Here is a 12342-nt window from a genome sequence, read left to right as displayed (position 1 = left end):
AACCTCGCACTCATGCAGCAGGTGAAAGCGGTCATCGCACGGGCCAAGGGCGCGCCGGTGGAGCTCGTGACGATCAACGTTCCCGACCCCGGTCCCGGTGAGGCCGTGGTGAAGATCCAGTCCTGCGGGGTGTGTCACACCGATCTGCACTACCGCGAGGGCGGCATCAACGACGAGTTCCCGTTCCTGCTCGGTCATGAGGCGGCCGGGATCGTGGAGTCGGTGGGCGACGGCGTGACCGGGGTGGCGCCCGGTGACTTCGTGGTGCTGAACTGGCGGGCGGTCTGCGGTGAATGCCGGGCCTGCAAGCGCGGCGACCTGCACTACTGCTTCAACACGCACAACGCGAAGCAGAAGATGACCCTCGAGGACGGCACCGAACTGTCGCCGGCGCTGGGCATCGGCGCGTTCGCCGAGAAGACCCTGGTCGCTGCCGGCCAGTGCACCAAGGTCGACCCGGAGGCGCGGCCCGCCGCGGTGGGTCTGCTGGGCTGCGGCGTGATGGCCGGCATCGGCGCGGCGATCAACACCGGCGGCGTGACCCGCGGCAAGTCCGTCGCTGTCATCGGCTGCGGTGGCGTCGGCGTGGCGGCGGTGGCCGGCGCCGCCCTCGCGGGCGCGTCGCCGATCATCGCGGTGGACATCGACCCGGCGAAGCTGGAGGCGGCCCGCAAGCTGGGCGCCACGCACGTCGTGGACTCCTCGAAGGCCGATCCGGTCGACGAGATCAAGCGGATCGCCGCCTCGGCGTACCCGGGTGCGGACGGCGCGGACGTGGTGATCGAGGCGGTGGGGCGGCCGGAGACGTGGAAGCAGGCGTTCTACGCGCGTGATCTCGCCGGCGTGCTGGTCCTGGTCGGGGTGCCGACGCCGGACATGAAGGTGCCGGACCTGCCGCTGATCGACGTGTTCGGCCGGGGTGGGGCGCTCAAGTCCTCCTGGTACGGCGACTGCCTGCCGTCGCGGGACTTCCCGATGCTGGTCGACCTCTACCGGCAGGGACGGCTCGACCTCGACGCGTTCGTGACCGAGGAGGTCGGCATCGAGGACGTCGAGGCGGCGTTCGCCAAGATGCACGGACACAGCGGCGAGACCCCGGTGCTGCGTTCGGTGGTGGTCCTGTGACGGCGCGGGTCGATCACGGTGTCGTCGCCGGGACGTTCAGCCTGGACGGGCAGACATACGACGTCGACAACAACATCTGGGTGGTCGGCGACGACAACGACTGCGTGGTGATCGACGCCCCGCACGACGTCGACGCGATCCTGGAGGTGGTCGCCGGCCGCAAGGTCGTGGCGATCGTCTGCACGCACGCGCACGACGACCACGTCCGGGTGGCGCCGGCGCTGCGGGAACGGACCGGCGCGCCGATCTTCCTGCACCCGGAGGACCGGCCGCTGTGGGAGCTGACCCACGGCAAGGACGAGGTGTGGGACGCCGACCTCGCCGACGGGTCGGACATCCCGGTCGGCGGCATCACGCTGACGGTGCTGCACACACCGGGGCACGCGCCGGGGGCGGTCTGCCTCCACGCCCCCGACCTGGGGTGCGTCTTCACCGGCGACACCCTGTTCCAGGGCGGGCCGGGAGCGACCGGCCGGTCGTACTCCGACGCCGGTCTGATCGTCGACTCCATCAAGGCGGAGCTGTTCGCGCTGCCCGATGAGACCGTCGTGCACACCGGTCATGGTGATGACACGACGATCGCGGCCGAGCGGGAGCGGCTCGCCTGAGATCTTGATCGTTTCACCACCGGAAACGGTGGTGAAACGATCAAGATCCACCAGGGGTCAGCTGTCGAAGCCGAAGCCGACCGCGTCCATCGCCTTGAGCCACAGGTTGCGGCGGCCGCCGTTGGCGTCGGCGTGGGCCAGCGAACGCCGCGTCAGTTCCACCCCGGCCCAGCGGACCGGTTCGGGCGGGAACGGGAGCGGCTTCGAACGGACCATCGTCGTACGAGTGCGCTCGGTGCTCTCCCCGGCGAGGAAGTCGAGCATCACGTCGGCGCCGAAACGGGTCGCCGCCACCCCGAGCCCGGTGTAGCCGGCGGCGTAGGCGACCCGGCCGCCGTACGCCTTGCCGAAGAACGCCGAGAACCGGGTGCACGTGTCGATGGCACCGCCCCAGGCGTGCGAGAACTTCAGGCCTTCGAGTTGCGGGAACGTGTCGAAGAAGTGGTCGGAGAGCCGGTGGTACGTCTCCTGCCGGTGCTCGTGCGACGGGTCCAGCTTGCCGCCGTAGTGGTAGATCGCGTCGTAGCCGCCCCAGAGGATGCGGTGGTCGGCGGTCTGCCGGAAGTAGTGGAACTGGTTGCCGGAGTCGCCGAGGCCCTGCCGGTTGCCCCAGCCGATCGCCGCACGCTGTTCCGATGACAGCGGCTCGGTCATCAGCGCGTAGTCCCACACCGGGATCGTGTAGAGCCGGGTCCGCTTGACGAGGGACGGGAAGACGTTGGTGCCGAGGGCCACGTGACGTGCGCGTACCCGGCCCAGCGGCGTGCGCACCGCCATGCCGGCGCCGTCCCGGGCCAGTTCGGTCGCGAAGGTGCCCTCGAAGATGCGCACGCCGAGCTTCTCGGCCGCCGCGGCCAGGCCCCACGCCAGCTTCGCCGGGTTGACCATGGCGGTGCCGGTCCGGTCCCACGCGCCGGCCAGGAACCGCGGCGAGCGCACCTCGGCCTGCACCGCGGCGTGGTCCATGAACTCGACGTCGACGCCCTGACCGCGGGCCAGTTCGACACCCTGGCGCAGCGCCTCGATCTGGTGCGGCTCGGTCGCCACGTCCAGGGCGCCGGTGCGCTCCCACTCGCAGTCGATGCCGTACCGGTTGATCGCGTCCTCGATGCCCTGCAGGTTCTCCAGGCCGAGCCGTTCCAGCTCGGCGATCTCCCCCGGCCAGCGGCTGTACCCGTTCGCGAACCCGTGGGTGAGGCTGGCCGCGACGAAACCGCCGTTGCGCCCGGACGCGGCGTGCCCGATCCGGCCGCCCTCGATCAGGACGACGTCACGCTCGGGATTCCGCTCCTTCGCATTGATCGCGGTCCATAGCCCGGTGTAGCCGCCACCGATCACCACGAGGTCCGTGGAGAGCTCTCCGGTCAGCGGTCCGCGCACGGCGGGCCGTCCGGGGTCGGCCAGCCAATAGGTGGAGTAACTCACGTCGCTCAATGACTGTCGGTTCATGGGTTGCACCTCGGTGCGGAGTTGGGGGGAGCACTAACATTGGTCGGTTGCCCGAGCCGGAAATGGGAGAGAAATTGCGAGCCCGTGTGGCGCTGACCCCCGAGCTGATCGTCGACGCGGCGAGCCGCCTGGCCGAGAACGCCGGCGCCGACGCGCTGAGCATCCGCGCCTTGGGCAAGGAGCTGGGGGTGGATCCGACAGCGGTCTACCGGCATTTCCGGGACCGCGACCAGATCGTGCTGGAGGTCGCCGACCGCCTGCTCGGGGCGATCGTCGACGGCCTGCCGGAGAACCTCGCCTGGCGTCCCCGCCTGGAATGGCTCTCCCAGGAGGTGGTCCGCTCGTTCGTGGCGCACCCGGCGATCGCGCCGATCCTGGCGCTGCGGACCACCCGCCGCCAGGGCGAGTTCCGGCTGGCCGAGGTGATCCTGGGCGCCCTGCGCGAGGCCGGCCTCTCCGACGAGCGTGCCGCCGTGCAGCACCGCGTCTTCGACGACACCGTGATGTCCTACGCCGCGATGATCAGTGCGTACACCGCGATGGACGCGTCGAGCCGCGAGGGCGACGAGTCGGCGTGGTCCCGCGAATACCGCGCGCTGCCGGTCCGCCGCTACCCGAACATCGCCGCGGCCGCCCAGCACTTCGCCGACATCGAGGACGAGACGGTCCTGCAGGAGCTGGTGACCGCGCTCCTCGACCGCGTCGAGAAGCTGGCCGCTCAGTAACACCGGGCTGTCCGTGCCACCCAGGGCGCGGGCAGCGACCGGACCGCACGGCCCCGATCCACCGACCACGTCGCCGGAAGGCATGCAACACCCCGTTCTCTGGCCACGCCACCCGCGGCCGCACTCCAAGCATCGCAGTTGTCAGCGGTGTTGACAACACCCTTGAAGCACCATGTGTGGGGCAAGACGCACGATCAACTTCCGGTCGCAGCGGGGTGGGTGGCCCGGGCCGCCGCTCCCGCCGAGGTCCCGCCGCTGCTCGCCGGCCGCTGCGCGTCCGACCCGCGAGCACGCGCCGGGCCGCCTGAGGGACCACGTGCGCCCTTCCTCCTGTCAGTCCCCACCCACCGGTCCCCGCCGGGCGGAATCCCCAGAACCGCAGCCCACCCCGCCCATCCCGGCGCAGACGACACCCCTCGCGCATAGGCGGCAGTGTGCTGCGGCGGCTGCTTCTCCGCGGCGGCGCTCCGCGGCGGCGCTCAGGGGCGGCGATGTCCCGCAGCGGCGATGTCAGGCGTCGTGGATCCAGGTATCGATCAGGGACTCGTGGGCTTCCAGGCGCTGCTGGGTTCGCTGCGGATCGGTGGCGGCGATGGCGTCGAGCAGGGTGATGGAGAGGACCACGGCGGCGGCGTGCGAGTCGAAGACCAGGCCGGCGCCGACCGGGGCGGTCAGCAGCACGTCGGCCTCCCCGGCGAACGGGACGAGGCCCGAGTCGGCGACCACGACCGTCGACATGCCGAAGCGGCGGGCCAGCCGCAGAGCGCTGACCGTCGCGGCCGGGTACCGCGGCATCGCGAAGACCAGCAACGCCCCGGCCCCCTGCTGGTGCAGTTGGAGGACGGTGTCGGCCACGGTGGCAGCGTCCGTGCAGGTGACGACCGCAGGCAGAATCCGCTGGGCGAAATATCCGAAATAGTCAGCTAAAGCCGCCGAAGCCCGCAACCCCACCACCCCCAGCGGCGCCGACCCCGCCAGCAGCCGAACCGCGGCAGCCATCCGATCCCCGCCGACCTCCCGGCGCAGACTGCCGAGATTCGCACACTCCTGATCGATGGCGGAGATGGCGGCGACCGGACTCCGCCGCGGCGGCGTGCGCGGCGCCGGGACGACGGCGAGGACCGCCTCGCGCAGCGCCGACCGGAACTCGGGGAATCCGGCGAACCCCAGCGCCGTGGCGAGCCGGGTGACGGTCGGCTGGCTGACCCCGGCGAGTTCGGCGATCTCGATCGTCGACAGGAAGGCCACCTCGGGGAACATCCCGAGCATCCGCTGCACGACCTGGCGCTGGGTGGGGGAGAGGCGATGCTGCTGCGCCAGGTTCACCAGCCAGTCCTCGGGCGCCATGACTGAATATTCTAAAACACAAATCCTATAGGGTGCATGTGTTGATTCAAGGACGTTGCGGAGAACGCCGGGAGAGCCGATGGCCGAGATCTGGATGCGGTTCCTCAACGGCGCCGACATCGACGAGCTGAACATCACGAACGCCGAGGTCATCGCCGCCGTCGAGTCCGTCGTGGACGCGCACGGCCGGGGACGGACGGTCTTCGAGCCGCGCACCCATCTGGTCCCGGACAACGGCGGCGCCGGGCATTTCAACATTCTGCGCGGCCACGTCTCCACCCTCGGCGAGCGCGGCGTGAGCGGCGTCAAGGTGGTCGGCGACTTCGTGCCGAACTACCAGCACGGCCTCCCCAGCGAGCTGGCCATGCTCACGCTGCTCGACCCGTACACCGGGGTCCCGAAAGCGATCATGGACGCCACGCTGATCACCGAGGTGCGCACCGGCGCGATGACCGCGGTGGGCGCCAAATACCTGGCCCGCCCGGATTCCACGATCCTCGGCCATGTGGGCGCCCGGGGCACCGCCTTCGCCAACATCACCATGCTGGACAGCCTCTTCCCGCTCGAGGAGATCCGGGTGACGAGCCGCCGTCCGGAGTCGCGGGAGGCCTTCGCCGCGCGCCTGCGCGAGGTCACTTCCACTGTGGTACGGGTGGTGAGCACCGCGGACGAGGTCTACGACAACGCCGACATCCTCGTGGAGGCGTCCCGGCTGGAGACGCCTCAGCCGCTGCTGCGTACCGCCGCCGTGAAACCGGGGGCGTTCGTCGTCCCGTACGGCACGGTCAGCGCCGTGGAACTCGACCTGCTCGACGTCATGGACAAGGTGGTCGTCGACGACTGGCGCGAGTCGCGGTCCGGCCGGTTCGGTGCGTTGCGGGCGCACGTGGACACCGGCCGGCTGTCCGAGGAGACGCTTTACGCCCAGCTCGGCGAGATCGTCAGCGGCCGCAAGCCGGGCCGGGAGCACGCCGGCGAGCGGATCCTGTTCTGGCACCGTGGCCTGTCGATCCTCGACGTGGCGCTCGGCCACCTGATCCTGACCCGCGCCGAGGCGGCCGGCGCCGGAACCATGCTGAAATACCGATGATGCACCGCATCCGCACGCCGGAGGACCTGACGCCCGCGGTGATCGCCGGGGTCGCGCGCGGGACGATCACGATCGTGCTCGATGCCGCGTTGCTCGCGCGGGTACGGGCCAACCGCACCGCGGTAGAGGCCGCCCTCGCCGGGGATCAGCCCGTCTACGGCGTCAACACCGGGATGGGCGCGCTCGCCGGGATCCGGCTCGACGCCGGGGATCAGGAACGTCACCAGAACACGCTGATGGCGGGCCGCTCGGTCGGTTCGGCGCCGTGGCTGCGGGAGGTGGAGGCACGGGCGCTGGTCGCCGTACGACTGAGGACCTTGCTGGAACCGGCCGCCGGCGCCTCCCCGGACCTGTGCCGGCACCTGGCCGCGCTGCTCGACGCCGGCGTGACCCCGGCGATCCCGGCGCGCGGGTCGGGCGCCGCCGGTGAGATCATCCCGCTGGCCCACGCCGGCGCCGCCCTGATCGGCATCGGGCAGATGCTCGACGGCGACGGCAACGCCGTCGATGCCGGTCCGGCGCTGGAGGCAGCGGGCCTGCGACCGTATTCGTTCAGTGCGAAGGAAGGCGTCGCGTTCCTCGAGGGCGTGCCCGGGCTGACCGGCCTCGCCGTGCTCGCCGCGGACGCCGCCCGGACGTTGACAGCGCAGGTCACCGAGGTGGTGGCGGCCGAGCACGCGGTGGCCCGGGCCAGCCTCGACCCGTGGCATCCGGCGTTCGGCGCGGGCGACGCCGAACTCCGTACGATCATGGAAAGCCTGGAGGCGGCTCGCGGCGACGGACCACCGGGGGCGTTGCAGGCGCCGGTCTCGTTCCGGGTGAGCGCGCCCGCTCTCGCCGTCGCGACCCGGGCCGCAGCCGGCCTGGAAGCGGCCGTCGACCGGGCCCTGACCTGCGTGACCGACTCGCCGGCCTTCCTCGGCGGCCGGTTCGTCGGCAGCCCGGGGTTCGCCGGAACCGACCTGGTGACCGCCGCCGGCACCCTCGCCACCGCCCTCGTCCACCTCGCCGAGCTGGGCGCCGCACGCCTGCACCGCCTGCTGGACCCGCACGTGACCGGCCTGACCCGCCAGCTCTCCGACGCGCCGGGCGTGCACGCCGGCATGGTCGCCGTCCACAAACGGTCAGTGGGAGTCGCCCACCGCCTCCGCCGCTTCGCCGCGACCGCCCTGATCGGCCCGATCGAGACGTCAGCGGGCCAGGAGGACGTCCAGAGCTTCACCTTCGAAGCAGCCGAATCCCTCACCGAATGCCTCACCGGCCTCCGGGAAGTCCTGGCCTGCGAAATCCTCGCCCTCCACCAGGCCCACCTCCTCACCACCAGCCGACCGGGCACATCCGGCGCCCCACCCTCGCCGGGTGCCGCACCGTCGCCGGCTGCCTCACTCTCGGCGGGTGCCGCGCCCTCGCCGGACGACCGGTCCTCCTCGACTGTGCCGCCCGCGTCGGCTGATGACACGAGCCCACCCCTCGCGCCCGACATTTCGGATTTGTCGGGAATATGGGCACGGTTGCCTCAGCAGGCCGGGGACCGGCCGTTCGGGCGGGACCTGGACCTGATCATCGGGATGCTGGAGGCGGGGCGGTAGAGCCTCGGACGATCAGTTCCGGACGGAAGGTCGGTGACTGCGGGATCTCGTCGTCGAGCAGGCCCAGCAGTTGATCCACCGCTGCCTCCACGATCGCGTCCTCGTCCCACGCCATCGTCGTCAGGCCGGGACTGACGAGGCCGGCCAGCTGATGATCGTCATAGCCGATCACCGAGAGGTCTTCCGGCACCGGTACGCCGGCCTCCCGCGCCGCCCGGTAGGCCGCGAAAGCGAGCGAGTCGCTCAGGCAGAACACGGCGGTGGGCCGATCGGTGGCGGACAGCAGCCCGGCCAGCACGGCTACCGCCTCGGCCGTGGCGGCGGGTGCGGAGACCAGCACGAGGTCGAGGCCGAGGGCGGCGCTGACCTCGACGGCGAGGACCTCGGCGGGCCGGCCGGGAGTGGACGGCAGCGCCGGCGCGAGCAGGCCGACCCGGCGGTGACCGAGGGAGGCGAGGTGGGCGAGAGCGGTCTGGACGCCGTACCTGTTGTCGAAGAGGACACTGCCGGTCCCGGGCCGGTCGGTCAGCGCGTCACCGATCGCGACGACGGCCACGGCCGGGTCGAGCAGCCGCCAGTACTCGGCGGACGGGTCGACGGGGGAGACCACGGCGCCGTCCACCCGCTGCGCCACGAACTGCTCGACGATCAGGCGTTCCCGGGTGGGGTCGGCGTCGGCGTCGGCGATCGTCGCGAACCGGCCGCGGCGGCGCAGTGACTGCGTGAGCATCACCGACAGGTCCTGCTGCCACAGGTCGCGCAGCGATCCACTCACGCCGACCGTGCCGGTGCGGCCGCTCGCGAGCGCCCGGGCGATCGGGTCCACGGTGTAGCCGAGCTCGTCGGCGAGCTCACGCACCCGGTTGATGGTCGCGGGGGAACCGCGGACGCCGCGCAGGGCGTACGACGTGGCGGCGAGCGACAGACCCGCGGCGTCCGCCAGGTCCTGCAGGGTTCGTCGCCGCGGCATCGACAGAGAGTAACACCGTCCGGTGGCTGAGACGGGGTTGCCGGATGGGGAGGGAAGCGCTTCACTTCAGGGGTGAGTGAAGCGCTTCCCCCTCGCCTGGTCGACTGTCACCAGCACCTGTGGCCGGCGCGCTTCCTCGACGCGCTGCGAAGCCGGGACACCTACCCCTATCTGCGGGACTGGACGTTGCATCTGGCGGGCGAAGACCCGTACGAGATCAATCGGAATGACCACGACGTGAGCCTGCGGCGCGCCGCCGAGCTGGCCGACGGCAGGGAGATCGCGGCCGTTTCGCTCTCCAGCCCGCTCGGCATCGAGCATCTGCCGGCCGGCGAGGGCGCCGCGCTGATCGACGTGTGGCATGCGAGCGCGCTCGAGCTCCCGGATCCGTTCCGTGTCTGGGCGGCCGCCTCGGTGACCGATCCTGATCCCGCCGCGCTGTCCGAGGTGCTCGGCTCCGACCGGGTCGTCGGGCTGCAACTTCCGGCCACGGCGCTCACCGATCCGGACGCGATCCTCCTCATGAAGCCGTTGCTCGACGAGCTGGAACGCGCCGGTAAGCCGCTGCTCGTCCACCCGGGACCGGCGCCCGCGTGCCCGCCCGGCCTGCCGTCGTGGTGGCCGGCGCTGGTGCCCTACGTCAGCCAGCTGCACCAGTCGTGGCTCGCCTGGCACGTCGGCGGGCGGGCCCGGCACCCCTCGCTGCGGATCGCGTTCGTGGCCCTCGCCGGTCTCGCGCCGCTGCACCACGAACGCCTCGCCGCCCGCGGCGGAACCCTCGGCGTCGTCGACCCGGACGTCTACTACGAGACCAGCTCGTACGGCACCCGCGCCATCGACGCCATGGTCCGCGTCGTCGGCGTCGACGGCATCGTGCACGGGTCCGACCGCCCCTACGCGCAGCCCTGCGAGCCGGGCCTGGGAGCTGCGTTCGACCACGCGATCTTCACTGCGAACCCCCGCCACCTGCTGACCGGAGAACCACGATGACGACTGTCGCGGTCGACCTGCCCTCGTTGCCGGGGCGCGTGCTCACGCCCCGCGAGCTGCGGGACTGGGTGACCGAGCTGGCCGCCCGCCCGTCGCTGTGGGAGGGACTGGTCCGGCACGACACCGGGAAACGCCACTATGCGTCCCTCTACCGCGACCAGGACATCGACGTCTGGGTGCTGTGCTGGAACCTGACCGACGACACCGGCTGGCACGACCACGACGTCTCGTCCGGCGCGGTGGCCGTCACCCGGGGCGCCGTCTCCGAATCCAACCCGCGCATGGGCGGCGAACCGGTCACCCGCGTCGTCCCGGCCGGCCGCGCCTTCGCCTTCGGCCCCGACCACATCCACCGGATGGCCGGCGCCGTCGACGGCTCGGTGTCGATCCACGCCTACTCGCCGCCGCTCTGGCGCATGGGTCAGTACTCGATCAGCCCCTCCGGAGTCCTCCGCCGCCACGCCGTCAGCTATGCCGACGAGCTGCGCCCCCTGGACGCCCCCGTCCCCTGATTAGCGGCCACTCGAGAATTGTCCAAGTTCCGCTGGCTGGCTGGCCGGGCGGGCGCCGGCTCTGGCGTCCGGCTGTGACTGGTTGCTGGCTGGGCGCCGGCTCTGACGTCCGGCTGTGACCCATTGCTGTTCCGAGGGTGGATGCAGAGCAATGGATCACAGCTGGCTTGGATCGGCTGTGACTGGTTGCTGGTGCGGGCCTGGATTGACAGCAATAGCCCACAGCCGGTGCCGATCGGCAGCAGCTCGTCGTCCTCGAACGGCCTCAGATCATGGTTGGCGCCGAGAAGTGGACAGCCTCGGCATTGAGGGCCGCGCTGCGATCCTCCTTCCCGGATCTTGAGCGGTCGTGGACAGGCTGATGTGCAGGATCGCCCAAGATCTCGGTGCTGGGCCGGCGGGTGGCGGGATGGCGGAGGCGGCGGCTGGGCGGCGGTGGCAGCGGATGCGGTCAGAGGTCGGCGAGCAGAGGGAGGAGGGCCGCCGCCTTCTCCAGGCTGGTGCCCAGCGGACGATCGTCCTCGTCGGCTGCCAGCGCCTTGTCGGCCAGGGTGAAGGCTTCGTGGGCCAGGCCCGCCGGCAGCCGGCCCGGGGCCATCCGCAGGGCGCGGACCGCCGCCACGAGTTCGGCGGCGAGCATCATCGGGGCCAGGGAGGTCATGGTTCGCAGGGCCCGGGCGCCCTGTGTGGCGAAGCTCGCGTGCTCTTCCAGCCCGAGCGAGATGGAGAGCGTGCCCGCCGCTGTGGGCTGCATGCCGACACGGATCTGGGTGAGCAGGTCCTGGACCACGTATTCGCTGATCATGAGGCCCGAGCTGCCGGGTGGACCCGACGCCAGGAATGCCCTCAGACCGGTCAGATCCGGACGCATGAGCAGACCCAGCCTTGCCGAGGAAAGAGATAGAACTGGTAGGAAAGCGCTACGCATGGCGTCAAGAGCGGTGGCTAGGGTTGCGGTGTGGAACTGCCCGTGATGCAGGACGCCGCCGTCGGTCACCAGGGGATTCTCGACGGCCGCGTTGAGTTCGGCGGTGAGCACGCCGCTCAGCTCCCGGGCGGCGTGCACCGCCGGCGCGGTGACCTGGGGGACGACCCGCAGGCCGAAGGGGTCCTGGATGCGTACCGCCGGTCCGCAGCCGGCGACCAGGGTGGCGAGCGTCGCGGCGACCCTGGCCTGCTGGGGGTGAGCCCGCGCTTCGTGGACGGCCGGGTCGTACGCCTCCGGGTTGCCTCGAAGGGCGAGGAAGGAGAGCGCCGCCACCACGATCGAGGCCCGCAGCTGGCTCTGGACGGACGTGAGCGCGAGCGCGGCGGTCGCCACGGTGAGCGCGCTGGAGCTGATCATCGGCAGGGCGTCGGTGGCGTCGATGGTGATGACCGGGCCGGTGCCGTGCCGCCAGGGGCGTTCGCCGGCCAGGGTGAGACCGAGTTCGGCCAGGGCGGAGAGGTCGGCGGTGCCGATCGCGCCCCACGGGTGCAGGGTCGGGACGGCGCCCTGGTGCAGCGCCTCGGCGAGGGCTTCGGCGATGCGCCGGGAGATGCCCGAGCCGCCGGCGAGGATCTGATTCAGTCGTACGGTCATGGCCGCTCTCGCCGTGACGTCGTCCTCCACCGGTCCGACGCCCGCGCAGTGGCTGCGCAACAGGCGCAGCGCGTGCTCGGAGGGGTTTCCGGCGGTCTCGTGCCGGTTGGCGCCGACGCCGGTGTTCGCGCCGTAGACCGCGCCGTGCGACAGGGCGGCCTGGAGGACGGCGTGCCGCATCTCCACGCGGGTCAGCGCGGCCGGATCCACGGTGACGTCCGTCATGCCGGTGGCGATCGCCACCAGGCCCTCCACGGAGAGCGAGTGTCCATCGAGTGGGCCAAAGCCCTGCATAGCGGCCCCCAACACACACCGGTTGACATCTTATTCACTACAACGGAAGTATGAATAGCAG

Annotated in this window: 11 protein-coding genes; 7 read left to right on the top strand and 4 right to left on the bottom strand. The window is 71.4% G+C overall.

Annotation, left to right across the window (positions count from 1 at the left end; translation table 11 throughout):
* Window positions 1–12: 12 nt before the first annotated feature.
* Window positions 13–1125, top strand: coding sequence for an S-(hydroxymethyl)mycothiol dehydrogenase (locus EP757_RS38180; RefSeq protein WP_127553203.1), 1113 nt, complete (start codon window positions 13–15; stop codon window positions 1123–1125).
* A complete protein-coding gene (locus tag EP757_RS38175; protein ID WP_127553202.1) occupies window positions 1122–1733 on the top strand; it encodes an MBL fold metallo-hydrolase in 612 nt (203 codons plus the stop codon). Before EP757_RS38180 ends, EP757_RS38175 begins: the two co-directional genes overlap by 4 nt.
* Window positions 1734–1790: 57 nt before the next feature.
* Here EP757_RS38175 and EP757_RS38170 read toward each other — a convergent pair whose 3' ends face one another.
* Window positions 1791–3182, bottom strand: a complete 1392-nt coding sequence (locus EP757_RS38170; protein WP_127553201.1) for an FAD-binding oxidoreductase — start codon at window positions 3180–3182, stop codon at window positions 1791–1793.
* Window positions 3183–3256: 74 nt separating this feature from the next.
* Between EP757_RS38170 and EP757_RS38165 the strand changes: the two genes are divergently transcribed.
* Window positions 3257–3907, top strand: a complete 651-nt coding sequence (locus tag EP757_RS38165; protein ID WP_160166007.1) for a TetR/AcrR family transcriptional regulator — start codon at window positions 3257–3259, stop codon at window positions 3905–3907.
* 510 nt (window positions 3908–4417) lie between these two features.
* On the opposite strand, the gene EP757_RS38160 is transcribed toward EP757_RS38165, so the two are convergent.
* A complete protein-coding gene (locus EP757_RS38160; RefSeq protein ID WP_127553199.1) occupies window positions 4418–5254 on the bottom strand; it encodes a MurR/RpiR family transcriptional regulator in 837 nt (278 codons plus the stop codon).
* A gap of 79 nt (window positions 5255–5333) precedes the next feature.
* On the opposite strand from EP757_RS38160, the gene EP757_RS38155 reads away from it, so the two are divergent.
* Together EP757_RS38155 and EP757_RS38150 are read left to right on the top strand one after the other, a co-directional pair.
* A complete protein-coding gene (locus tag EP757_RS38155; RefSeq protein WP_127553198.1) occupies window positions 5334–6344 on the top strand; it encodes an ornithine cyclodeaminase family protein in 1011 nt (336 codons plus the stop codon).
* Complete coding sequence (locus EP757_RS38150; RefSeq protein WP_232050222.1) at window positions 6341–7933, top strand: aromatic amino acid lyase; 1593 nt, start codon at window positions 6341–6343, stop codon at window positions 7931–7933. Before EP757_RS38155 ends, EP757_RS38150 begins: the two co-directional genes overlap by 4 nt.
* On the opposite strand, the gene EP757_RS38145 is transcribed toward EP757_RS38150, so the two are convergent.
* Window positions 7905–8903: a LacI family DNA-binding transcriptional regulator gene (locus EP757_RS38145; protein ID WP_127553197.1), complete on the bottom strand. Its 999-nt coding sequence runs from the start codon at window positions 8901–8903 to the stop codon at window positions 7905–7907. The genes EP757_RS38150 and EP757_RS38145 overlap by 29 nt on opposite strands.
* 72 nt (window positions 8904–8975) lie before the next feature.
* Here EP757_RS38145 and EP757_RS38140 point away from each other — a divergent pair, with 72 nt between their 5' ends.
* The gene (locus tag EP757_RS38140) at window positions 8976–9893 is read left to right on the top strand and encodes an amidohydrolase family protein (protein WP_127553196.1); all 918 of its coding nucleotides are present in this window, start codon (window positions 8976–8978) and stop codon (window positions 9891–9893) included.
* The gene (locus EP757_RS38135; RefSeq protein WP_127553195.1) at window positions 9890–10405 is read left to right on the top strand and encodes a cysteine dioxygenase family protein; all 516 of its coding nucleotides are present in this window, start codon (window positions 9890–9892) and stop codon (window positions 10403–10405) included. Before EP757_RS38140 ends, EP757_RS38135 begins: the two co-directional genes overlap by 4 nt.
* Before the next feature lie 451 nt (window positions 10406–10856).
* Here the strand turns inward: EP757_RS38135 and EP757_RS38130 are convergent, their stop codons facing one another.
* Window positions 10857–12242, bottom strand: a complete 1386-nt coding sequence (locus tag EP757_RS38130) for an aromatic amino acid lyase (RefSeq protein ID WP_232050221.1) — start codon at window positions 12240–12242, stop codon at window positions 10857–10859.
* Window positions 12243–12342 lie beyond the last annotated feature (100 nt).

The organism is Actinoplanes sp. OR16, from assembly GCF_004001265.1.
Taxonomy (GTDB): Bacteria; Actinomycetota; Actinomycetes; order Mycobacteriales; family Micromonosporaceae; genus Actinoplanes.
Note: the sequence above shows the minus strand (reverse complement) of the source record. Positions and strands in the feature narration are given on the sequence as shown.

Coding starts and splice junctions, on each gene's coding strand:
- EP757_RS38180 (WP_127553203.1), top strand. CDS start 13: ATGCAGCAGGTGAAAGCGGTCATCGCACGGGCCAAGGGCGCGCCGGTG.
- EP757_RS38170 (WP_127553201.1), bottom strand. CDS start 3,182: ATGAACCGACAGTCATTGAGCGACGTGAGTTACTCCACCTATTGGCTG.
- EP757_RS38160 (WP_127553199.1), bottom strand. CDS start 5,254: ATGGCGCCCGAGGACTGGCTGGTGAACCTGGCGCAGCAGCATCGCCTC.
- EP757_RS38155 (WP_127553198.1), top strand. CDS start 5,334: ATGGCCGAGATCTGGATGCGGTTCCTCAACGGCGCCGACATCGACGAG.
- EP757_RS38150 (WP_232050222.1), top strand. CDS start 6,341: ATGATGCACCGCATCCGCACGCCGGAGGACCTGACGCCCGCGGTGATC.
- EP757_RS38145 (WP_127553197.1), bottom strand. CDS start 8,903: ATGCCGCGGCGACGAACCCTGCAGGACCTGGCGGACGCCGCGGGTCTG.
- EP757_RS38135 (WP_127553195.1), top strand. CDS start 9,890: ATGACGACTGTCGCGGTCGACCTGCCCTCGTTGCCGGGGCGCGTGCTC.